The sequence below is a fragment of the Weeksella sp. HMSC059D05 genome (genome assembly GCF_001809725.1).
Taxonomy (GTDB): Bacteria; Bacteroidota; Bacteroidia; order Flavobacteriales; family Weeksellaceae; genus Weeksella; species Weeksella virosa.
Map to the genome: position 1 here is coordinate 26,595 of NZ_KV798546.1, position 21,805 is coordinate 48,399.

Annotated in this window: 24 protein-coding genes; 18 read left to right on the forward strand and 6 right to left on the reverse strand. The window is 34.9% G+C overall.

Features of this window, described 5'->3' with window-relative positions:
- Positions 1 to 59: 59 nt before the first annotated feature.
- From HMPREF2660_RS06940 to HMPREF2660_RS06970, 7 genes are all read left to right on the forward strand, one after another.
- Entirely contained in the window at positions 60 to 614 is a 555-nt protein-coding gene (locus HMPREF2660_RS06940; protein ID WP_070486323.1) for an L-threonylcarbamoyladenylate synthase, read from the forward strand.
- 33 nt (positions 615 to 647) lie between these two features.
- Entirely contained in the window at positions 648 to 2,069 is a 1,422-nt protein-coding gene (locus HMPREF2660_RS06945) for a CCA tRNA nucleotidyltransferase (protein ID WP_013599046.1), read from the forward strand.
- Positions 2,070 to 2,072: 3 nt separating this feature from the next.
- Positions 2,073 to 2,585 (forward strand): IS1096 element passenger TnpR family protein, encoded by a 513-nt coding sequence (locus tag HMPREF2660_RS06950; protein ID WP_013599047.1) that lies wholly within the window; start codon positions 2,073 to 2,075, stop codon positions 2,583 to 2,585.
- 86 nt (positions 2,586 to 2,671) lie between these two features.
- Positions 2,672 to 3,919 (forward strand): porin, encoded by a 1,248-nt coding sequence (locus HMPREF2660_RS06955; RefSeq protein WP_070486325.1) that lies wholly within the window; start codon positions 2,672 to 2,674, stop codon positions 3,917 to 3,919.
- 73 nt (positions 3,920 to 3,992) lie between these two features.
- Positions 3,993 to 4,358 (forward strand): Fur family transcriptional regulator, encoded by a 366-nt coding sequence (locus HMPREF2660_RS06960; protein ID WP_013599049.1) that lies wholly within the window; start codon positions 3,993 to 3,995, stop codon positions 4,356 to 4,358.
- Positions 4,346 to 5,083, forward strand: a complete 738-nt coding sequence (locus HMPREF2660_RS06965) for an SAM-dependent methyltransferase (protein ID WP_013599050.1) — start codon at positions 4,346 to 4,348, stop codon at positions 5,081 to 5,083. Before HMPREF2660_RS06960 ends, HMPREF2660_RS06965 begins: the two co-directional genes overlap by 13 nt.
- Positions 5,083 to 5,784, forward strand: coding sequence for a ZIP family metal transporter (locus tag HMPREF2660_RS06970; protein WP_070486327.1), 702 nt, complete (start codon positions 5,083 to 5,085; stop codon positions 5,782 to 5,784). The genes HMPREF2660_RS06965 and HMPREF2660_RS06970 overlap by 1 nt, the downstream gene beginning before the upstream one ends.
- Here HMPREF2660_RS06970 and HMPREF2660_RS06975 read toward each other — a convergent pair.
- A complete protein-coding gene (locus HMPREF2660_RS06975; RefSeq protein ID WP_052295779.1) occupies positions 5,775 to 6,245 on the reverse strand; it encodes a type I restriction enzyme HsdR N-terminal domain-containing protein in 471 nt (156 codons plus the stop codon). The genes HMPREF2660_RS06970 and HMPREF2660_RS06975 overlap by 10 nt on opposite strands.
- On the opposite strand from HMPREF2660_RS06975, the gene holA reads away from it, so the two are divergent.
- The 3 genes from holA to HMPREF2660_RS06990 all read left to right on the forward strand — a co-directional run bounded on the left by holA (position 6,227) and on the right by HMPREF2660_RS06990 (position 9,466).
- Positions 6,227 to 7,237 carry a DNA polymerase III subunit delta gene (gene holA, locus HMPREF2660_RS06980; RefSeq protein ID WP_013599053.1) on the forward strand — a complete coding sequence of 337 codons (1,011 nt, stop codon included), beginning with the start codon at positions 6,227 to 6,229 and terminating at the stop codon, positions 7,235 to 7,237. The genes HMPREF2660_RS06975 and holA overlap by 19 nt on opposite strands.
- A gap of 56 nt (positions 7,238 to 7,293) precedes the next feature.
- Entirely contained in the window at positions 7,294 to 8,244 is a 951-nt protein-coding gene (trxB, locus tag HMPREF2660_RS06985) for a thioredoxin-disulfide reductase (protein ID WP_070486329.1), read from the forward strand.
- Positions 8,245 to 8,383: 139 nt separating this feature from the next.
- Positions 8,384 to 9,466 (forward strand): hypothetical protein, encoded by a 1,083-nt coding sequence (locus tag HMPREF2660_RS06990; RefSeq protein ID WP_013599055.1) that lies wholly within the window; start codon positions 8,384 to 8,386, stop codon positions 9,464 to 9,466.
- A 68-nt stretch (positions 9,467 to 9,534) separates the two neighbouring features.
- On the opposite strand, the gene HMPREF2660_RS06995 is transcribed toward HMPREF2660_RS06990, so the two are convergent.
- Positions 9,535 to 12,198, reverse strand: a complete 2,664-nt coding sequence (locus tag HMPREF2660_RS06995; protein ID WP_013599056.1) for a copper-transporting P-type ATPase — start codon at positions 12,196 to 12,198, stop codon at positions 9,535 to 9,537.
- A 284-nt stretch (positions 12,199 to 12,482) separates the two neighbouring features.
- Here HMPREF2660_RS06995 and HMPREF2660_RS07000 point away from each other — a divergent pair, with 284 nt between their 5' ends.
- The 5 genes from HMPREF2660_RS07000 (at position 12,483) to HMPREF2660_RS07020 (ending at position 16,588) form a co-directional block, all read left to right on the forward strand.
- A complete protein-coding gene (locus tag HMPREF2660_RS07000) occupies positions 12,483 to 13,460 on the forward strand; it encodes an amidohydrolase family protein (RefSeq protein ID WP_070486332.1) in 978 nt (325 codons plus the stop codon).
- Positions 13,461 to 13,506: 46 nt separating this feature from the next.
- Entirely contained in the window at positions 13,507 to 14,430 is a 924-nt protein-coding gene (locus HMPREF2660_RS07005) for a dimethylarginine dimethylaminohydrolase family protein (protein ID WP_013599058.1), read from the forward strand.
- Entirely contained in the window at positions 14,420 to 15,358 is a 939-nt protein-coding gene (gene ctlX, locus HMPREF2660_RS07010; RefSeq protein WP_070486334.1) for a citrulline utilization hydrolase CtlX, read from the forward strand. Before HMPREF2660_RS07005 ends, ctlX begins: the two co-directional genes overlap by 11 nt.
- Before the next feature lie 92 nt (positions 15,359 to 15,450).
- Positions 15,451 to 15,954, forward strand: coding sequence for a hypothetical protein (locus HMPREF2660_RS07015; protein ID WP_013599060.1), 504 nt, complete (start codon positions 15,451 to 15,453; stop codon positions 15,952 to 15,954).
- Between the two features lie 10 nt (positions 15,955 to 15,964).
- Entirely contained in the window at positions 15,965 to 16,588 is a 624-nt protein-coding gene (locus HMPREF2660_RS07020; RefSeq protein WP_013599061.1) for a class I SAM-dependent methyltransferase, read from the forward strand.
- Here HMPREF2660_RS07020 and HMPREF2660_RS07025 read toward each other — a convergent pair.
- Together HMPREF2660_RS07025 and HMPREF2660_RS07030 are read right to left on the reverse strand one after the other, a co-directional pair.
- Entirely contained in the window at positions 16,572 to 17,204 is a 633-nt protein-coding gene (locus HMPREF2660_RS07025; RefSeq protein ID WP_013599062.1) for a nitroreductase family protein, read from the reverse strand. The genes HMPREF2660_RS07020 and HMPREF2660_RS07025 overlap by 17 nt on opposite strands.
- Positions 17,205 to 17,273: 69 nt before the next feature.
- Positions 17,274 to 17,642: a methylglyoxal synthase gene (locus HMPREF2660_RS07030; protein ID WP_070486335.1), complete on the reverse strand. Its 369-nt coding sequence runs from the start codon at positions 17,640 to 17,642 to the stop codon at positions 17,274 to 17,276.
- 81 nt (positions 17,643 to 17,723) lie between these two features.
- Here HMPREF2660_RS07030 and HMPREF2660_RS07035 point away from each other — a divergent pair, with 81 nt between their 5' ends.
- A complete protein-coding gene (locus tag HMPREF2660_RS07035; RefSeq protein WP_070486337.1) occupies positions 17,724 to 18,773 on the forward strand; it encodes a 2Fe-2S iron-sulfur cluster-binding protein in 1,050 nt (349 codons plus the stop codon).
- A 60-nt stretch (positions 18,774 to 18,833) separates the two neighbouring features.
- Here the strand turns inward: HMPREF2660_RS07035 and trmD are convergent, their stop codons facing one another.
- On the reverse strand, positions 18,834 to 19,511 hold the full coding sequence (gene trmD / locus HMPREF2660_RS07040) for a tRNA (guanosine(37)-N1)-methyltransferase TrmD (protein ID WP_013599065.1): 678 nt from the start codon (positions 19,509 to 19,511) through the stop codon (positions 18,834 to 18,836).
- 115 nt (positions 19,512 to 19,626) lie between these two features.
- Between trmD and hemB the strand changes: the two genes are divergently transcribed.
- A complete protein-coding gene (hemB, locus tag HMPREF2660_RS07045; protein ID WP_070486339.1) occupies positions 19,627 to 20,622 on the forward strand; it encodes a porphobilinogen synthase in 996 nt (331 codons plus the stop codon).
- Between the two features lie 36 nt (positions 20,623 to 20,658).
- Positions 20,659 to 21,447, forward strand: a complete 789-nt coding sequence (locus HMPREF2660_RS07050) for an alpha/beta fold hydrolase (protein WP_070486341.1) — start codon at positions 20,659 to 20,661, stop codon at positions 21,445 to 21,447.
- On the opposite strand, the gene HMPREF2660_RS07055 is transcribed toward HMPREF2660_RS07050, so the two are convergent.
- Positions 21,444 to 21,803 carry a hypothetical protein gene (locus HMPREF2660_RS07055; protein ID WP_070486343.1) on the reverse strand — a complete coding sequence of 120 codons (360 nt, stop codon included), beginning with the start codon at positions 21,801 to 21,803 and terminating at the stop codon, positions 21,444 to 21,446. The two genes, HMPREF2660_RS07050 and HMPREF2660_RS07055, sit on opposite strands and share 4 nt — an antisense overlap.
- Positions 21,804 to 21,805: the final 2 nt, after the last annotated feature.

A 21,805-nucleotide genomic window follows, 5' to 3' on the forward strand; every position in this document is an offset into this window, starting at 1 on the left:
TTTTGTAGCTTATAATTTTGACTATATTTTAGAAATTTATCAGTTAATATAAAAAGAAAATGACGATACAAGAAATTGCCGAACGCTTACTCAATGGAGAAACAATGATTTATCCGACCGATACAATTCTGGGTTTAGGATGCAATGCTTTGGATGATAAAGCCATCGCAAAAATATATTCGATAAAAAACCGTCCAGAATCTAAATCGCTCATTCTTTTGGTAGATTCCCCGGCACGCTTACAATCTATTGTCGATGTGCCAGAATTAGCATGGGATCTAATAGACCTGAATGAAAAGCCGCTGACCATTATCTATGACGATCCACGTGGTTTACCAAAATCATTAGTCTCTAAAGACAATACCATTGGGATTCGTCTAACAAAAGACCCTTTTTGCTGCCAAATAATTCAACGAATAAAAGCACCCTTGGTTTCTACTTCGGTAAACATTTCTAGCCAAAAAGCTGCGCAAAGTTATGCTGATATCTCTCCTGCGATTTTAGAAAAAGTAGACTTTGTGGTAGACGAGGCTAAAACTTTCCTGCCCAAAAGCGAACCATCGACCATCATACAACTCACGAAAGATTTACAAGTAAAAGTTATTCGAGAATAAGACAAAAGTTCTAAAAACCTTTACCTTTGCTGTATGAATTTGAAAAAAGCAATCAACGACCCAATATTTATAACGATAGGAGAAACTGCTAAAGAATTGAAGCAAAAATCCTACGTAGTCGGAGGCTTTGTGCGAGATTTCTTATTAGAGCGCCCTGGAAAACAGGATATCGATTTTGTGACAGTAGGTAATGGAATAATTTTGGCAGAAAAAGTTGCAAAAAAATTAGGAAACACCTCTAAAGTCTCTGTTTTCAAACGTTTTGGCACTGCGATGTTCAAGTATCAAAACAAAGAGTTGGAGTTTGTAGGTGCTCGTAAAGAAAGTTATTCAGAAGATAGTCGAAAGCCTTTTGTAGAAAATGGTACTTTAGAAGATGATCAGAAAAGACGAGATTTTACAATTAATGCTTTAGCAATTTCATTAAATCATGAAGATTTTGGTCAATTAATAGACCCTTTTGATGGAATACAAGACCTCGAAGACAAAATAATTCGGACACCCTTAGATCCGGTTATTACATATTCAGATGACCCTTTGCGTATGATGAGAGCAATTCGTTTTGCTGCACAATTGGATTTCTCTATCGAAGAAAAATCCTTTCGAGCAATCCAAGAAAATGCTCACCGATTAGAGATTGTCTCGAAGGAACGCGTAATGGATGAGTTTAATAAAATAATGCTCACACAAAAACCATCTAAAGGCCTACTTCTTTTGGACCAAGCCAATTTATTACCCCTAATTTTACCCGAACTTTGTGCATTAAAAGGAGTGGAAGATATTGACGGGAAAAAACACAAAGATAATTTCTATCATACGCTAGAAGTTGTAGATAATATTGCCAAAAACACAGAAAATTTATGGTTACGTTGGGCAGCTTTATTACACGATATAGGAAAAGCAGTTACGAAAAAGTTTGACCCGAAAGTAGGATGGACATTTCATTCGCATGAATATGTAGGCGCAAAAATGACCTACAAACTATTCAAACGTCTGAAACTTCCTCTTGGACAAGACCTAAAATATGTGCAAAAATTGGTGATGATGAGTTCACGTCCAATAGCTGTAATTTCGGATGAAGCAACCGATTCTGCACTGCGAAGATTGTTATTCGACGCATCGGATGATTTAGATGATTTGATGGTTTTGTGCAAAGCGGATATCACCACAAAAAACGAAAAAAAACAAAAAAGATACATTCGTAATTTCGAATTGGTAGAACAAAAGATAAAAGATGTCGAAGAGCGTGATCGAATTAGAAATTTTCAACCACCAATTTCGGGCGAAGAAATTATGGAAGTGTTTGATTTGCAGCCTTGTAAAGAAATAGGAGTCATCAAAACAGCCATCAAAGATGCAATTTTAGAAGGCGAAATTGAAAATAATTATAATTCTGCCTATAACTTTATGCTAGATTTAGGAAAAAAGCTAAATTTGAAACCGATAAAACAATAAAAAGTGATATACAAAATTCGTGTTATCCTTGATACAAAGGAGGATGTTTTTAGGGATATTGAGATCAAAGAAAAACAAACATTATTCACACTCTACAAAGGAATAATAAGTGCATTTAGTTTACAAGGAGATGAATTGGCTTCCTTTTACGAGTCTAATGAAGATTGGGAACAAAAAAAAGAAATTCCTTTAGAAGACATGTCAGATGACGGGACCGATGAAACAATGGCAGATTTCTATATCAAAGAAGTTTTCCAGAAAATAGGTGACCGTATGATTTTCGTATATGACTATCTGGATTTATGGACTTTCTTCGTAGAACTAATTTCGGTAGAAGATAAACCAGCGGTACTCAATTACCCACTAACGGTTTATCGTTTTGGTTCGATGCCGCTCAAAGCTCCGAAAAAAGATATGGAAATCATCGATTTGGATGATGACGAAGACCTAATCTCTGACGAAGAAGATTATGATGAACTAGAAATAGATAGCGAAATCGATATCGAAGATTTATAATCTATAAATTATTCAATATATAAAAGCCTCTCTTGTTGAGGCTTTTTTAATATTTAAAAAAATAATAACTAAAATACTCTAATTTCATGAACAAAATTTTTATCTATTTAGGATTACTCCTATCCTTATTTAGCCAAAATGTTGTCGCTCAACATGAATCGGATACAATAAAAAAAACAAAAATAATCATATCGGATGAAAATTACGATACATCGATGTTACCTTTCTATAGTTACGGTAAAGGTTTGGGAATGACTTCTCCTGATAGTTTGTACCAAGTTAACATTCGTTTCAGAATGCAAAACCGTGCAACTTTCTATGCGAATGATGGAGAAAAGAAAACCTTAGATGGACAAATTCGACGGTTACGATTGCGTTTAGACGGCTATGTAGGCTCACCAAAATTTCAATATAGTTTACAATTATCTTTTGCACCTGAAGATGTGGGAGAAGTACAACATGGGAAAAACATCAATATCATTCGCGATGCAATGATCAATTATACGCCAAATTCTAATTGGAGTATAGGTTTCGGTCAGACGAAATTACCCGGTAATCGTCAACGGTTTAACTCTTCTGGCGCGTTACAGTTAACCGACCGATCAATCAATAACTCAGAGTTTAATATCGATCGTGATTTTGGCGCACAAGTACAGTACAATAAACGTTCGGGTGATGAGTTTTCGTACACACTGCGTGGAGCAGTTTCTACGGGGGAAGGTAGGAATTGGACCAATTTCGAAGGAAGCGGCTTGGCCTATACAGGTAAAGCAGAGATATTTCCGCTCGGGGCATTTAAAAATGATGGATCATATTTCGAGGGAGATATCAAACGAGAATCCAAACCAAAAGTAATGCTTTCTGCAGCCTATAGTTACAACGCAGATGCAAAAAGAACTCAAGGTCAACGTGGAGATTTATTGTTTGCTTCACGCGATATTCAGTCACTTTTCTTTGACTTTATGTTCAAATACAACGGCTGGGCTTTCCAGTCTGCTTATATGAATCGTTCTGCAAAAGATCTTATCACGGTGAATCCAGAGAATGAAAATGAGGTGAAATATGTTCGTGCTGGGCAAGGTTTAGATTTTCAGGGTAGTTATATCTTCCCGAATAATTACGAGTTGATTGGGCGTTTTTCTACCTTGAAAATGGATAAAGAAATCGAACAATACATGCCAAAAATAAATCAATTTACTCTTGGGCTTACAAAGTATATATGGGAGCATGCATTTAAACTTCAGGCAGAGGTGTCGTATGAAAACAAAAAATATTTCGATAATCGCAACAAAGACAATTGGTATGCACGTTTGCAAATAGAAATCGGAATATAAAATAAGAAATTTAAAAATAAATTTGATTGTTTTTTCTTCAATTCGTCGTATTATTGTAATCAAATTGCAATAAGTGATCAAGAGAAGGAATACGCCTCAAAAAAAAATAATCCTCAGTCTGTTTCGGCAAGAGACAGACTGTTTGTGTTTAGAAGAAATTGAGCAGCGTTTGGTTTCTAAACTAGATCGTGTTACAATTTACCGAATCGTCAATCGATTTTGCGAAGACGGATTAATGCATAAAATTTCGGGTAAAAATGGAATCTCTCATTTTGCTTTATCCAAAAAAAATCAAACAGAACATTATCATTTTCAATGTGATAAATGTCAGAAAATGATTTGTTTAGAAGAGAGTATTCCGGCCTGTTTGCCTCAAAATTTTATCCAAACCAAAACCAATTGTGTAATCATAGGAATTTGTCCAAAATGCCAAACGTAGATAAAGAGTGGTTCGCCACATGGTTCAATACACCGTACTATCACCTGTTATACAACAACAGAAACACCGAAGAAGCAGAAGATTTTATTCGTCATCTCGCCAACTATTTACAATTACCTCTATCGACCAAAGTAATGGATTTGGCGTGTGGTAAAGGTCGTCATTCTGTTTTTCTAAATAAATTGGGATATGAAGTCACTGGTCTAGATTTATCAGAAAATAGTATAGAATATGCCAAGCAATTTAGCAATAATCGTTTACATTTTGATGTACACGATATGCGAGAGGTTTATAAAAAGAATGCTTTTGGTCTGATTGTTAATCTGTTTACAAGTTTTGGATATTTCTTGAATAATGAAGACCATCTTCGTGTCTTTCAGTCGGTGTATGATCAATTAGAAAAAAACGGCATTTTTGTGTTGGATTATCTCAACGTAGAAAAAGCAATTCACGAGCTCATACCCTATGAAAAAAAGGAGATCCAGGGTATTTCGTTTGATATTCACAAACAAATAAAAGAAAACTTTATACAGAAAGATATCAACTTCAGAATAGATAACGAACCCTATCATTATCAAGAATTTGTGAAAATAATCCGATTAGAAGATTTCGTAAGTATTGCCAAAAAAGTTGGCTTTCAACTTAAAGCATATTTTGGTGATTATCAACTAAATGCATTTGAACCCAAAACATCATCACGCTTAATTTTAATTTTTGAAAAATAATGCAAATACTTGTTCTTGTTGCAAGTGTCATAATTGGTGTTGGCATTTCTTCTTTCTTTTCTATCCCTAACAAAAATATTAAACTTTTACTTGCGTTTAGTGGGGCTTTCTTTTTGGGTATCACTTTATTAGAGATTTTGCCTCATGTCTATATGTATTCTATCGAAACGCACCATACGCACCAAATTGGTTTATGGATTTTATTTGGCGTAATGATACAGTATATACTAGAAACTGTAAGTAAGGGCGTAGAACATGGGCATATACATTTGGAGGAAAGTGGATTCCCGGCCGGAGTTTTTTTAGGACTCTTCTTGCATTCTTTAATAGAAGGAATTCCGGTCGCCAACGAAGAATCTCAGCATTTTTTGTGGGCAATTTTTGCACATAACATTCCTGTCTCTATTATTTTATACCAAGCCCTAAAAACTAAAATCGAAAAGAAAAGTCATATTTGGTTATTAATTATATTATTTGCTCTTGCCGCACCAATAGGTTTTTTTCTCGGGAAATATACAGTTATTAGCCAATATGCCAACAGTATAAGTGCAATAGTTTGCGGGATATTCTTACATATTTCAACCGTTATACTTTTCGAAGCCAATGCAGGACATAAATTTAATGGCATGAAGTTTATAATGATGGTTGGTGGCTTTCTATTGGCTTATTTTTCTGTAAATATGATTGGTCATCACGGATAAATAGGCAATTCTGGCAAGAAAAAATAGTGTTGATTTTCATAATCGATCTGACAATAATAATGCTGTAAACCATTCGAAACCATCAAATATTTTGCTTTTGTAAGAAGATTATATCGAGCAATTTGATCAAAAGTTTCTTGGGTAATTTTGATTGAAGGCGCTTTGCATTCGACCATCAAAAAAGGATTTTCTTGCTGGTAACATACAATATCTGATCGTTTTTGCATACCCGTGATCGGGATTATCTTTTCCAAGGCAATATTAGACGAGGAGTATTTTTTTTCTTCGATCAAGAAATGTAAAATATGCTGTCTTACCCATTCTTCTGGGGTGTATACGAACCATTTTTTTCGAATCAAACAAAAGATAAACCATTTTCCTTCGGTTTGTTTCAATCTAATTTGGTAATTTTCGGGAAAATTTAATTGTATAAGTTCCAACGATGAGTGCGACTGATTCATTGCTCAAAGATATTAAAAACAAAAATTTCTTGCCGATCTATTTTTTAGCCGGCGAAGAACCATATTATATCGATGAGTTGACCGAAGCTTTAGAGAAGAATGTGCTAACAGAAGATGAGAAAGCATTTAATCAGACCATAGTGTATGGACAAGATGTGGATATGGAACAATTGATAAGTCTGGCAAAACAGTATCCAATGGGTGCAGAAAAGCAATTGATAATTGTAAAAGAAGCACAACATTTGGCAAGAGAAATAGATAAACTTTTACCATACGCAGAAAACCCACAATCATCGACAGTATTGGTGTTTAATTTTAAAGGGAAAACGATCGATAAACGTTTAAAGATTGCTAAAACACTCCAAAAACTAAATGCTTATCATGAATTTAAAAAAATCTATGAATCGAAAATTCCAGATTGGATAGATCAACGCGTTTTGAAAAGTGGAGTGAAAATCGACATGAAAGCCAAGATGCTTTTGGCAGAATTTGTAGGTGCAAATTTATCTAGATTAGATAATGAAATCGAGAAATTAGCATTGATTATCGGAAAAGGAAACACCATTACACCAGATCAAATAGAGCGAAATATAGGCATAAGCAAAGATTATAACAATTTTGAGTTGCGTACGGCAATCATTAACAAAGACATGCCAAAGATTGCTTCTATTATTCATTATTTCGATAAAAACCCAAAAGAAAATCCTATTATAGTTACTATTTCGGCTATTTTTAATTTGTTTCAGAGTCTAGTAATTTTGCATACATTAGAAGATAAATCACCCTCCAATGCAGCTAAAAATTTAGGAGTTCATCCGTATTTTGTGAATGAGTATTTTACGGGAGCAAAAAATTATCCACTAAAATCTACTATGCAAATTATTTCCTTAATACGTGAATATGATATGAAAAGCAAAGGAGTAGGAGCTACCGGAAATGTTTCTCATGCCGATTTACTAAAAGAATTGGCAATAAAAATAATACACTCATAAAAATTTCGATAACCAAAAAACAGTATTAATTTTACCACATTAAAAAAAATAAAAAAATGAGCGAAGAAATTATGCAATACGACACCGTAATTATTGGTTCTGGGCCTGCAGGTTATACGGCAGCCATATATGCTGCACGAGCAAATCTTAATCCTGTTGTTTTTACGGGAATGGAGCCTGGAGGACAATTAACTACAACGACAGATGTTGATAATTTCCCTGGATATCCTGATGGAATTACAGGTCCAGATATGATGGCTGATTTGCAAAAACAAGCAGAACGTTTCGGTACGAAAGTTATTTACGAATACATTACAGAAGCTAACTTAGCAACAGAGGTTGGGCAAATACATAAGCTAAAAACAAGTAGTGGAAAAGAAATTCATGCCAAAACAGTCATAATTTCTACCGGTGCAACTGCAAAATATTTAGGCTTAGATGATGAAAAGAAGTATGCCGGAAGCGGTGTATCTGCATGTGCCACATGTGATGGGTTTTTCTACAAAGGCAAAGACGTTGCAGTAATTGGCGGGGGAGATACAGCTGCAGAAGAGGCAACGTATTTATCAAAACTATGTAAAAAAGTCTATTTACTGATCAGAAGAGATGAAATGCGCGCCTCTAAAGCAATGCAAGAAAAAGTTTTTAAAACACAAAATATAGAAGTAATGTTCAACCACGAGTTGATTGGTTTAGAAGGTGATATGGTAGTGCAAAAAGCCAATATCATCAATAACAAAACCAATGAAAAATCTTCTTTAGAGTTGGATGGTGTATTTATTGCGATAGGACACACGCCAAATACAGATCTCTTCAAAACGCAACTAAACATGGACGAGATGGGGTATTTAGTAACAGAAGATAAATCGACCAAAACAAATTTGCCAGGAGTTTTTGCTGCAGGAGATGTACAAGATAGTGTCTATAGGCAAGCGATTACAGCTGCAGGAACGGGGTGTATGGCTGCTTTGGATGCCGAAAAATACATCTTACAAAATTTCTCTTAAAATAGCAGAATTTTTAAACAAATAGTAATAGAAAACATGTCTTCGAGAGAAGATATGTTTTTTGTATAAAATGATTCTTTTTTCCTGCCCGTTTTGGTAGGATAAAATTGTATTTTTACCAAAATTTATAAATCATAAAATGAACTCTCCTTTTAAAACATATTTCGATCAAGTGCTTTCTCTTTGTGAATTTGATGAAGATTTACGCAAAGGTTTGTTGTTTTTTATGGGCTGCTCAATGGTAAATAACAATGCAAATGAGATAATGAGTCTTCATAATAGCGAAAACGAAATTCAGCAAGCACTCAATCAATTAGTTTTTTTATACGAACAACCTAGTTCGACAGATAATCACTTATTCGAGTTGGATTATCAGTCGATAAATAACCTTTTATATTCTGTAAATGTATTGTATCTGGATCATATTCAGCCGCAAAACAAAGATTGGAAAGAACAACTACAAGCTTTGCAAACTTATTCGGTTGTAGAAGATTTTGTGAACATATTTATCGATAAGAAATTTACGATTGCAACGAATCATCGTGTGATAACTGATTTTTTCGAGAAAATTGGTGCTTATTTATCGCTTTTGCAATACGATGATTCTATGTCGTACAAAGCAGGTATTGCATACAATAAGGTTTATCAGGAAAAAGATTTCGAAGGTTTCAATTTTTTGCAAGCTACAATTTTACGGATTTCCCCGCCGATGTATCGCGCCCTGTACAAGTTTCCTCTTTTCTTTATTTACGACCCCAATAGGCTAAATGCAAATCATTTATTTTCAACCATTTTACAGTTTTTCTACTTAGACACCAATCGTACAATTGCCAAACATATACATGCTTTCCATAATTATTTGTTCCTAAAACCAAATTCTATGAGCTTGCGAAAAGAATGGAATTTCGAAACCGAAAATCGTGGACAAATGATTTCTCAATTAATGTTCAATACGTTGTCGATTAGAAATTCACCTTTATTTCAATTTCGAAATGAATTTTTAGGATCAAATGATTTTATATATTCAGACCTGAAAAATCAAACCATTTCTCAAGAAGATTTCATATTGCGTTTGCAAAATTTATTCGAGAATTATTATGAAATCAATATCGACGACATGGTACATGAAGAATACAATCATGCCGAATATTTACAGTTTTTGGCGATTCTGTTTTATGAAGTTTCTGCGCACGCCATGTTGCCAGAAAAAATAATTAATTAATTTTTAATAGAAGTATAGAAAACAAAAAAAAGCCTTTTTATTATAGTTTAAAGGCTTTTTTTTAATGATTATCGCTTTGTCAATTTTACGTTATTCAAGCGAGTCGAGTTAAGAATTACCGAAACAGAACTTAGACTCATTGCTGCTGCAGCAATCATTGGCGACATCAGAATGCCTAAAAAAGGATACAAGATGCCAGCCGCAATCGGAATTCCTAATAAATTATAAATAAACGCAAAAGCTAAGTTTTCTTTGATGTTTTTCATCATTGCTCTACTAAGGTTGATACTCTTCGTTACACCTAGCAAATCTCCTTTTAGCAAAGTAATATCGGCACTTTCTATTGCCACTTCGGTTCCAGAATCCATTGCAATGGCCACGTTGGCCTGTGCCAAAGCAGGTGCATCATTAATCCCGTCTCCTGCCATGCCTACAATTTTACCTTTTTGCTGCAAATCTTTTATAATCGATAATTTATCTGCTGGCAATACCTCTGCTTGATAATGAGAAATCCCAACTTCCTCTGCAACTTTTGCTGCAGTATTTTTATTGTCACCCGTAAGCATAATCAAATCAATATTTTCTTCTTTCAATTGTTTGATTGCTTCTTTGGTCGTAGGCTTCAGAGAATCAGAAAGCTCAAAAACGGCAACAACTTTATCCTCTATAATAAGGTAAGAAGTCGTGTTAGAAGGTATTTCGGTAGGATGAAAAGCGGGCGATAATTCTTGGGCCAAACGTAGATTTCCTAAAGCAACTTTTTGATTATCTATTGAACCTGAAACTCCTTTTCCAGAAAGATTCGAAAAATCATTTACTTTAAGATTCTCAATATTTTCTTTATTGGCTAGTTCGGTAAATGCTAAAGCTAGCGGATGCGTACTATTTTGGTTGAGACTTGCCGCAAATTGAATCGCATTTTCTCGATTTGTTTGATCCAAAAGATCAACTTTCACGATGCTTGGTCGCCCTTCTGTTAGGGTTCCTGTCTTGTCTATGGTCAAAGTATCTATCTGATTGAGGCGTTCTAAGGCTTCTGCATTTTTCACTAAAATTCCGTTTTTTGCACCTTTTCCTACCGCAACCATTACCGACATTGGCGTAGCCAAACCAAGTGCACAAGGACAGGCAACGATCAATACAGCAATAGCATTGGCAATGGCGTAAGCTACTCTATTTTCTCCACCGAATATCCACCAAGCAAAAAATGTAAGAATGGAAACTGCAATTACAGTTGGGACAAAAATTTTAGAAATTTTATCTACAGATCGTTGTATGGGCGCTTGCGTTCTACTTGCCGAATTCACCATCTGAATGATGTGCGACAACATGGTGTCTTGACCAATTTTCTCAGCGGTCATAATAAAACTTCCCGAACCATTTATACTTCCACCAATTACTTTATCATTTACGATTTTTGATACCGGAATTGCTTCTCCGGTAATCATAGATTCATCTATATCACTATTCCCTTCGATGATTTTACCGTCTATTGGAATTTTATCGCCAGGACGAACACGCAGTTGATCGCCAATTTTTATGCTGTCTACCAATATTTTTTTATCTCCATTTTTGGTGATTAAAATCGCTTCATTAGGGGTAAGTTTAATCAGTTCTTTTAGAGCTTTATTGGTTTTAGAATGTGCTTTGGCTTCCATCAATTGACCCAAAATAACCAGTGTAATGATTACAGCAACAGACTCGAAATATAAACCGATTTGCCCGTGATGTGTTCTGAATTCTACGGGGAATATCTGTGGAAAAAACAAGGCAACAAGACTGTACAGAAATGCAGCTGTGGTACCTAATCCAATCAAACTAAACATGTTGAGATGCCATGTCTTGAATGAGTTGTAAGCCCGAATAAAATACGTCCAACCACAATAAAAAACAACAGGTAAACACAAGAAAAATTGTAGATATGCAGAAGCTTTGTACGAGATAATTCTCCCGATAGGATTACCTGGAATCATTTCTCCCATAGCTAACAAAAATATAGGCATGGTGAAAACAACCGATATTATGAACTTTTTGCGGATACCAAGATAAACTTCATCTACTTCTTCTTTGGGTTCGATTGGTACTAAATCTGCTCCACATATCGGACAGTTGCCTGGCTCATCGGTTGTTATCTCATTATGGATCGGACATGTGAATTGTGTTTTTGGTTTTAGTGGTGTTATTTTTTCCAGATTCATTCCGCACACCCTACAACTTCCCATTTCATCATACACTTTATCGCCTTCGCACATCATCGGGCAATAATATTTCCCTATTTGATCTTCGGTAAAACTTGGTGGTGGATAAACGCCGGCATGACCCGTACAACAACTTGCATCAGCTGTTTGTTCGGTTTTGTTCTGCAATAGACTCTTGTTAACTTGCTCAACCGGCATTAAAAACATATTACAAACCGGGCATCGACCTGGTTCGTCGTATTCTTTGTCGCCTTCGCAAAACATCGGACAAATATATTTTCCGCTTTCTGATTGGTTAGCCAATATATGATCCGGCAACGAATCGCCAGGAATGACCAAATGATAATCACCCGCTTGCGTAAGGTATTTCTGAAGTTCTTCTGACGAAAGTTCTTTTTCGCTTTCGATGAAAAATTGATCAGGTAAAAACACTTTAGCTTTTACCCCAGGTATTGTATTGAGTATTGCTTCTACTTCTTTTTTACTTTGATAGTTTTGCAATCCATGAACGGTATATTGTTTTGTTGTAGGCATTTTATAATAATTTTTATCTAGTCCAAATATCCGAAATATTATAGTCTGAGGTTTTATATAAAATACAGAAAAAATTATAAGTTTAGTAGGATAGAAGAGACTTTCTTCAGGAAATGGATAAGATAAAATATTTTGTCGAAAAACCCAAACTAGTAGGATGAAAAAAATTAGAAACAAAAAACAAAATTACGTAAATCTTTTTAGATATTTGGTATCATTTCGGTTAAGAAATGCCATAAAAGCGTAGTATTTTTGCATCCAAACAAAAACAAACAAAAACAACAATGAACGCTAATAATTACAATCCAATCGAAGAAGTTTTAGAAAAAGTACAAGCCAGAGGAGGTTGGGTGAACGCACATTCTCATTTGGATAGAGCGTATTCTTTGACTCGAGATACTTTTGCATTATCGAACTCTTATCTAAAAGAGAAATGGCATTTGGTCGATGACATGAAAAGAAATTCTTCTGTTGATGATATTTATTTCCGAATGGAAAAAGCCATTACTTATATGCTCGAGCAGGGTGTACAAGCGATTGGCTCTTTTATAGATTGTGATGAAGTAATTGAAGATCGGTCTATTTTAGCGGCACAGCGTTTACGAGAAAATTACGGGAACGATTTAGAAATTCGTTTTGCCAATCAAGTTCTCAAAGGTGTTATTAACCCAAAAGCAAGAGAATGGTTTGATCTTTCTGCTCAGTTTGTAGACATTATTGGGGGGTTGCCAGCCAAAGATTTTGGTAAAGAAGACGAACACCTAGATATTCTACTCTCTACAGCCAAAGAAAAAAATCTATTGGTACATGTACATGTCGATCAGTTCAATACCGACGAAGAAAAAGAAACCGAACAATTGGCACGTAAAGTTATCGAACATGGAATGCAAGGTAAAGTTTCTGCGGTACATTCGATATCGGTTGCCGCTCATCCGAAAAAATATCGTTTCGAGTTGTATGATTTGATAAAAGAAGCAGATTTGCATGTAATTTCTTGTCCGACTGCATGGATCGATCATAACCGTACAGAACGTTTAGCACCTTCACATAATTCGGTAACTCCGGTTGATGAAATGGTGCCAAGAGGGATAAATGTAGCCTTTGGTACGGACAATATAAATGATATATACAAACCTTTTTCAGATGGTCATTTACTTACCGAATTGAGAGTGATGTTAGAGGCTTGCCACTATTATGATGTGGAGAGCCTTTCTGATATTGCTACAGTAAACGGACTTAAGGTTTTAGGGTTATCCAAGTAAACTAAAACTTATAACAAAAATTGCCACAAAAAAAATGAAATAAACTATGCAACTACACGTAAATAACGAGAGTGATCGCTTGAAAACAGTTGTATTAGGTATTGCCAATGATATGGGAAAAGAACCTACTTTACAAGAAGTTTTTGATGCAAAATCGTATGAAAGTGTTTTGGAAAAAACCTATCCAAAAGAAAAAAATTTGGTAAATGAAATAGCCGAATTCGAAGCTGTATTAAAAAAGCATGATGTAGAAGTTCTTCGTCCGAAGGATTTAGTAGGAGTTAATCAAGTATTTGCTAGAGATATTGCTTTTGTAATAGAAAATAAATTTTTTGTATCCAATATTATTCCTGATCGTTTACCCGAATTAGAAGCAATTGACTTTATCGAAAAAAATATTTCAGCCGATCAATACATCAAAATACCAGAAGATGTATATGTAGAAGGAGGCGATGTTTTACTTTGGAACGATTATATCTTTGTTGGCACCTATTTAGGTGATGATTTTAAACAATATAAAACTGCCCGCACAAACATGCAAGCAGTAGAGTTTCTTAGAAATCATTTTCCTAACAAAAAAGTAGTTGCTTTTGATTTGCACAAAAGTGATGAAGATCCTTACAAAGGAATATTACATTTGGATTGTACCTTTCAGCCAGTAGGGAAAGACAAAGCAATAATATACAAAGACGGTTTTAGGAAAGAAGATGAGTATCAATATCTTGTAGAACTATTTGGTGAAGAAAATCTATTCCACGTAACCGAAGAAGAAATGTACTGGATGACACCCAATGTATTTTCTATTTCACCAACTGTAGTAGTTTCTGAAAAGAATTTCACAAGACTCAATACACATTTACAAGAAAAATGGGGAATAGAAGTAGAAGAAATTAATTACCGAGAGGTATCTAAAATGGGAGGATTACTCCGTTGTTCAACATTACCATTATACCGTATAGATGAAAAATAAACAATATACCCAAACCATTTTAATGGTTGAGCCAGTTGCGTTTCATTACAATGCGCAAACGGCTGTAAATAATTATTTTCAGCAAAAACCAGAAAATTCTGCTGATGAAATTCAGGCTCTAGCACTTCAAGAATTTCGACAAATGGTGAGCACTTTACGCGAAAAAGGTGTAAATGTTATTACGATAAAAGACACACCCGTACCACACACTCCCGATTCGATTTTCCCGAACAATTGGATCAGTTTTCATGAGAATGGAGATTGTGTGCTATATCCAATGTTTGCCGAAAATAGACGACAAGAAGTACGAGAAGAAGATATTTTCGAGTTGTTAGAAAGCAAAGGTTTTCTAGTTAATGATATTATAGACTATACCGAAGCCGCTGAGGATAATATATTTTTAGAAGGAACTGGAAGTATCATTCTCGATCGCGAAAATAAATTAGCCTATGCAGCGATTTCACCAAGAACAGACGAAGATTTGTTTATAGAATTTTGTGAAGACCTAGAATATACACCGGTTTACTTCACTGCATATCAGACAGTTGATAATGAGCGTTTACCTATCTATCACACAAATGTAATGATGTGTGTTGCAGACCGTTACGCAATTATTTGTTTAGACAGTTTAGATGATTCACAAGAGAAAAAACATGTATGTGATATGTTAACAGAATCGGTTAAAGAAATTATTTCTATTACCGAAGAACAAATGCATCGATTTGCTGGAAACATGCTCCAGGTTGGTGGTTTGGGACAAGCTTATTTGGTAATGTCGCAATCAGCTTTTGACTCACTTACACATGAGCAGATAGAAACTATCGAAAAATACAACCCAATAATTTCTGTAAACATCGAAACGATAGAAACTCTAGGAGGTGGAAGTGCACGTTGCATGATGGCAGAAGTTTTCTTGCCAAAAAAATAGACAAAAAGTTAATAAACAGAATTTTTCATATGGTTGGATATTATTTTTTTATCTAACCATATGATATTCAGACTTTTTTTATATATTTGGGTATGCATGACCTGAATATCATAGAGCTGAATAAAGATTTTAGAGATTTCTCTAAAATAAGTCATGTACATGATTTTACCCGTCGATTCACATTATACAAAAAAGATAAGCGATACTCATTGCAAATTACCGAATATGATTTTAAAGGTTTTGCTTATCTTTTTTCTTCTTATACAATAGAAGATCTCTTTCTAGAAACAAAAAAAGGAGATAAACTATTTGTTTACCAACATCGAACATTAAAATTTGCAGAACTGTTTCGGGATCAGGAGTTTGTTCAGCAGCAAAGTATTCAGAATTTACGAGGCTATTTCATAGAACTCGATTTTTACTTTCATAATGAAGGCAGTAAACTAATTTTGGATTACATAGATCGAAACCAATTACAAGATGTTTTTGACCTGCTTTTATTCGAAACTGACTGTCAATTTCGTGGACGTTTGATGACTGAGTTATTAATAAACCTTCGCTTTTCCGAAGAGTTAGAAGACCCTTCTTTAACGTAAATTTACATTTTTGGATTATTCTTATATTGCACCGTATTATCAATTTTTGAGTAGGTTGGTGTTTGGTAATCATTTGATTCGTGCACAATACTTTGCACTGACACTTGCAAAAACTACAGATAAAATCTTAATATTAGGAGTAGGCGACGGGAAGTTTCTAGAAAATTTGACTATTGAACAAGAATTTCCTCGTATCGTACTGATTGACCAATCTCGAGAAATGCTAGAAATTTGCAAGAAAAGAAAATTACCACAAAACACAGAGATCTATTGTTTAGACATTCTTCGTGATGATTTACCAAAGGGTTTTGATGTAATTATATTACCGTTTATATTAGACAATTTTAATGATAATGAAGTAGCATTACTCATTCGGAAATTAGTAGACAATCATAATAACCCAAACATCATTGTAGTTGATTATACCGAAAACCCAAAAACTTGGCAAAAAATTTTGTTGCGAAGTATGTATTTCTTTTTTAGAATAGTAGCAAAACTAAAGGTGACGAAATTACCCAATATTGATACTATTTTGCGAAAAAAAGGATTGTGCAAAGTGCAACAATCCTTCTTCTGCCACAATTTTATACATTGCAGCGTGTATCGAAAAAGAAAAGTTACTCGAAAACTGTAATAAATTTCTCTTTCGGTTGACGAACTTTTTTTAATCCTTGTAGCCAATCACCTTCAGTAGCACGATGTCCCAAAGTGAGAATAGTTTGCGATTTTAACCCTTTTTTATCCAACCCTAAAAACGTATCGAGCGCAGCATTATCAAAACCTTCCATAGGTGTAGCATCTACGCGTAATTGGGCAGCAGCAGCAATTGCTACACCAAAAGATAGGTAAGCTTGCTTAGCCGTATGACAAGCCTGTTGTTCTTTTGTAAGGGCAAAAAGCGATTTTTTTAGGCTGTTTTTATAATCGTTAGAACTGTTCTCTGGTAAGTTTCTCTCACGATCCATATGATCAAAAATAAAATCTATGCGCTCATCTGTATATTGATCCCACGAAGCAAAAATTAACAGATGAGAACCGTCTACAATTTGGGTTTGATTGTTAGCAATAGGTTGAATTTGTTTTTTCAGTTCATCATTAGAGACAACAATAATTTCAAAAGGTTGAATGCCTGATGAAGAAGGAGCTAAATGTGCCGCTTCAATAATTTGTTCAACCAAGGATTGTTCCACCTTTTTACCATTCATTTTTTTAGTAGCATAGCGCCACTTTAAGCTATCTATTAGACTCATTTTTTAAAACAGTTATTTAGGATACAAATGTATAGCATAAAATAAAAATATATTTTGACTTGTGGTAATTTATTTTATTAGATGGTCGAGTAGCATTTCTGCAGTTGCTGGATTCGTTGCCAATGGAACATTATGTACATCACAAAGACGTAACAACATATTGACATCAGGTTCGTGCGGATGTTTCCCCATCGGGTCGCGGAAAAAGAAAACCATATTGGTAATCCCTTCCGCAACCCGTGCAGCAATTTGTGCATCGCCTCCCAAGGGTCCAGAAAGCATAGGCATAACGTCTAAACCTATTTGTTCTACATACTTTCCTGTTGTTCCTGTAGCAATAAGACGAATATTATTTGCGGCTAGAATCTTTTGATGTTTCATGATAAAATTAACCATTTCTGCTTTTTTGCCATCATGGGCTATAAGTGCTATCTCCATATATTTTATGTTTTCTTTTATACACAAGATACCTTAAATTTGTAAACTATTATAAGCAAAAATGTAAAGTATAGAATAGAAATGATTTTTAATTTACTCACCATAAAAGATAAAAAACAGTTAACCGATGACTCTGTTCAATTATTTTTCGATGTTCCTGTCCATTTACAAGAAGCTTATTCTTACCAAGCAGGACAATATTTAACCCTCGAAGTTATGGGCGAACGCCGAGACTATTCGCTTTGCAGTTCTCCAAAAAACCACGAATGGACAATAGCAGTAAAAGCAACCAAAAACGGAAAAATATCTAATTATTTGGTGAAAGAAACCAAAATAGGAGATCAGCTAAAAGTTTCGACGCCAAATGGTCGTTTTGTAATACCATCAAAACCCAATGAAAAAAGAACACTTTTAGCATTTGCAGCAGGAAGCGGTATAACACCAATTATGAGTATTCTAGAATATACACTGCAAACCGAAGAATGGGTAAATTTCTACTTATTCTATGGTAATCGCTCGACAAAATCAGTAATGTTCTGTGAACGACTCAATGAATTGAAACTACAATATCCATCTCAACTCCATGTTTTCCACTTCTATACCAACGATCCGCAAGAAGATTGGTTGTTTAATGGTCGGATTGATGCAGCAAAGTTTGATTTGATTTTGAATCAGTTAGTTGATATAAACGAAGTAGACGAAGCCATGGTTTGTGGGCCAGAAGAAATGATTTTCGAATTGGCGAAATCAATTAAAAATGCAGGAATTATCGAGCGTCACATACATTTTGAACTTTTTAATCCTCTGACCAATCCTAAAATGATTTTTGGAGATAATGACTCGAATGTAAACACAGTAGAAGTTACCGTAATCCTTGACAATGAGCAACATACCGTAACATGGCACAAAGAAAAAAATCTTATCGATACGTTATTGGATGAAGATATAGATGCGCCTTATTCTTGCAAAGGAGGGATTTGCAGTAGTTGTTTATGTAAAGTAATAGAAGGCGAAGTAAATATCGGAGAAAATTTTGTATTGACAGACTCGGACTATAAAGATGGTCTAACATTGGCATGTATCTCTCGACCAAAATCTACCAAATTAACCATTGATTTTGATGCTGTATAAAACATAAATTTTGATATTAAAAGAAAAATCTTACCGATAATTATGGTAGGATTTTTTTTATTATTCATCCAATAAATCTGGTCTTCGGGCTCTTGTTCTTTCAATGGCCTGCTCATGTAGCCATTTTTCTATTTTCGGGAAATTACCGGACAATAAAATCTCAGGAACTTTATGCCCTTTGTACTCTGCAGGACGCGTATAAACAGGTGGAGCTAATAGATTGTCCTGAAAAGAGTCGGAGAGAGCAGAAGTTTCATCACCCAATACACCTGGAATCAGTCGAATTATACTATCGGCCAAAATAATTGCCCCGAATTCACCTCCACTCAATACATAATCACCTATAGAGATTTCTTTGGTCACCCACATATCACGAATTCTCTGGTCGATTCCTTTGTAATGACCGCAAATCATCATTAAGTTTTTCTTCAACGAAAAGCTATTCGCTATGGATTGATTTAGGGTTTTGCCATCGGGCGTAAGGTAAATAATCTCATCGTACGTTCTTTGAGCTACTAATTTTTCTATACATTGATCTAGTGGCTCGCACATTAGCACCATACCCGAACTACCTCCATACGGATAATCGTCCACATGTCTATATTTACCTTTCCCAAATTCTCGTAAATCATGAACATGAATTTCGACCAATCCTTTATCCTGAGCACGTTTCATGATCGAAGCACTAAAAGGACTTGTTAATAATTCTGGTAAAACGGTGATGATATCTATTCGCATGATGCAAAATTAAACTTTTCTTGGCGATATAAAAACCTCTTGTTAAAGCTTTTGAATATATCCAAAAATCCATCAAAATAGCGTATATTTGGATCATTAAAAAAATAAAAACAACATGGATATTCCTATTCGTCATAGAAGATTAAGAATCAACGAATCGGTTCGATCGCTAATCCGAGAAAATCATTTAAGCACCAAGGATTTCATCTTACCTATTTTTATCAATGAAGGCGTAAACAATAAAGAGGCAATCCCTTCTATGCCAGGTATTTATCGTCTATCTTTGGATTTATTGAAAGAAGAGATTAAGCTGATTTGGCAGTTGGGAATTCGTGCAGTTAATATTTATGTAAAAGTAGATCAATCTCTAAAAGACAATACAGGAAAGGAAGCATGGAATCCCGACGGTTTGATGCAAAGAGCTATCAAAACGGTAAAAGAAATTGCTCCCGAAATGGTGGTAATGCCTGATGTGGCATTGGACCCTTATTCGATGTTTGGACATGATGGAATTGTAAAAAACGGAACTGTCTTGAATGATGAAACGGTAGAAGCTTTAGTGAAAATGTCTATTTCGCATGCAGAAAGTGGGGCAGATTTCGTGGCTCCGTCGGACATGATGGATGGACGAGTAGCGGCTATACGACAAGGGTTGGATCAAAACGGATTTACCAAAGTTGGGATTATGTCGTATGCGGCAAAATATGCAAGTAATTTCTACGGACCTTTCCGCGATGCTTTGGATAGCGCTCCAGTAGACAACCAAGAAATACCGAGAGATAAAAAAACCTATCAAATGGACTACCATAATAGTATGGAAGCTTTGAGAGAGGCAGAAGCAGATGTAATAGAAGGTGCAGATATTTTGATGGTAAAACCAGGAATGGCTTATTTGGATATAGTGCGATTAGTGAAAGATCATTTGCAAGTACCTGTCTCTGTTTATCAGGTTTCGGGTGAATATGCAATGATCAAAGCAGCATCAGAAAAAGGATGGCTCGATCATGACCAAGTCATGTTAGAATCCTTAACGGCTTTTAAAAGAGCAGGTGCAGATCTCATCTCTACCTATTTTGCAAAAGAAGCAGCGGTATTATTAAATAACGAATGATAGAATTTTTTTTTATTCATGTTTTAATAGATTAAGTTGTTAGCACATACATTATATACACATCCTACGTCGACCGAATGGGTAACGTTTATTCACGGTGCAGGAGGAAGTTCGACAATTTGGTTTAAGCAAATCAGGGCTTTCAAAAAACATTTCAATGTTTTATTGCTCGATTTACGTGGTCATGGAAGATCAAAAGCCAATTTACGTTCCTTATTCGAAAAGCGTTACTCATTCGAGTCGATTGCCAAAGATATTATAGAAGTTTTGGATTATCGAAAAATCCAGAAATCTCATTTTGTTGGCATGTCACTAGGGACCATAATTATTAGACAATTGGCAGAATTGCAACCCTATAGGTTGACTTCTATGGTGATGGGAGGTGCAGTAATGAAAGTAAATTTACGTGGAAAAGTACTGATAACTGTAGGAAATCTCTTCAAGAATATCTTACCATATTTGTTCTTGTATAAGATATTAGCCTTTGTCATTATGCCTAAGAACACTCATAAAGAATCACGTTCTCTTTTTATCCGAGAAGCTAAAAAACTGTATCAAAAAGAATTCTTGAAATGGTTTAAGTTAACGGCAGATGTTTTTCCTTTACTAAGAGTTTTTAGAGAAGTAGAGTGTGGTATTCCGACTTTTTATATTATGGGTGAAGAAGATTATATGTTTTTACCAAGCATTAAAAAAATTGCAAAAAAACACCAGCGCACGGCCGAAATTTTTATTGTTCCTAATTCTGGACATGTAGTCAATGTCGATCAGCCTGCAGTTTTTAATGAAAAAGTTCTTGATTATCTTAGTAAAATCACCTCTTAAGAATACATTTTTTTTATCGGATAATATTGTTCGAAATACGTTTTAGCGTCTTGATCAAAAGTTGGTGTTTTTAATAGCTCTAAAATTTTATCACTCAATAGATTAAATTCTTGTTGAGTAAAGTTATCATGAAAATTTTCATGACAAAAATTGCCTACAGATCCCATAACCATTTGCATTTCCTCTTCGGTAATCTGTCCTTGCTGTATATGTCGTTGGCGAATAACAAAAGCACTTACCCAAGCTGCAATTTCTAGCACTTTCGATAATGTAATTTGATGATCCTGATTGATTGCTTTCCCTAAAAAATGATCCATCTGTTGATAAATCATCTCCTTTACAGTTATATTTTCCATTG

Coding starts and splice junctions, on each gene's coding strand:
- HMPREF2660_RS06940 (WP_070486323.1), top strand. CDS start 60: ATGACGATACAAGAAATTGCCGAACGCTTACTCAATGGAGAAACAATG.
- HMPREF2660_RS06945 (WP_013599046.1), top strand. CDS start 648: ATGAATTTGAAAAAAGCAATCAACGACCCAATATTTATAACGATAGGA.
- HMPREF2660_RS06955 (WP_070486325.1), top strand. CDS start 2,672: ATGAACAAAATTTTTATCTATTTAGGATTACTCCTATCCTTATTTAGC.
- HMPREF2660_RS06965 (WP_013599050.1), top strand. CDS start 4,346: ATGCCAAACGTAGATAAAGAGTGGTTCGCCACATGGTTCAATACACCG.
- HMPREF2660_RS06970 (WP_070486327.1), top strand. CDS start 5,083: ATGCAAATACTTGTTCTTGTTGCAAGTGTCATAATTGGTGTTGGCATT.
- holA (WP_013599053.1), top strand. CDS start 6,227: ATGAGTGCGACTGATTCATTGCTCAAAGATATTAAAAACAAAAATTTC.
- HMPREF2660_RS06975 (WP_052295779.1), bottom strand. CDS start 6,245: ATGAATCAGTCGCACTCATCGTTGGAACTTATACAATTAAATTTTCCC.
- trxB (WP_070486329.1), top strand. CDS start 7,294: ATGAGCGAAGAAATTATGCAATACGACACCGTAATTATTGGTTCTGGG.
- HMPREF2660_RS06990 (WP_013599055.1), top strand. CDS start 8,384: ATGAACTCTCCTTTTAAAACATATTTCGATCAAGTGCTTTCTCTTTGT.
- HMPREF2660_RS06995 (WP_013599056.1), bottom strand. CDS start 12,198: ATGCCTACAACAAAACAATATACCGTTCATGGATTGCAAAACTATCAA.
- HMPREF2660_RS07000 (WP_070486332.1), top strand. CDS start 12,483: ATGAACGCTAATAATTACAATCCAATCGAAGAAGTTTTAGAAAAAGTA.
- HMPREF2660_RS07005 (WP_013599058.1), top strand. CDS start 13,507: ATGCAACTACACGTAAATAACGAGAGTGATCGCTTGAAAACAGTTGTA.
- ctlX (WP_070486334.1), top strand. CDS start 14,420: ATGAAAAATAAACAATATACCCAAACCATTTTAATGGTTGAGCCAGTT.
- HMPREF2660_RS07015 (WP_013599060.1), top strand. CDS start 15,451: ATGCATGACCTGAATATCATAGAGCTGAATAAAGATTTTAGAGATTTC.
- HMPREF2660_RS07025 (WP_013599062.1), bottom strand. CDS start 17,204: ATGAGTCTAATAGATAGCTTAAAGTGGCGCTATGCTACTAAAAAAATG.
- HMPREF2660_RS07030 (WP_070486335.1), bottom strand. CDS start 17,642: ATGGAGATAGCACTTATAGCCCATGATGGCAAAAAAGCAGAAATGGTT.
- HMPREF2660_RS07035 (WP_070486337.1), top strand. CDS start 17,724: ATGATTTTTAATTTACTCACCATAAAAGATAAAAAACAGTTAACCGAT.
- trmD (WP_013599065.1), bottom strand. CDS start 19,511: ATGCGAATAGATATCATCACCGTTTTACCAGAATTATTAACAAGTCCT.
- hemB (WP_070486339.1), top strand. CDS start 19,627: ATGGATATTCCTATTCGTCATAGAAGATTAAGAATCAACGAATCGGTT.
- HMPREF2660_RS07055 (WP_070486343.1), bottom strand. CDS start 21,803: ATGGAAAATATAACTGTAAAGGAGATGATTTATCAACAGATGGATCAT.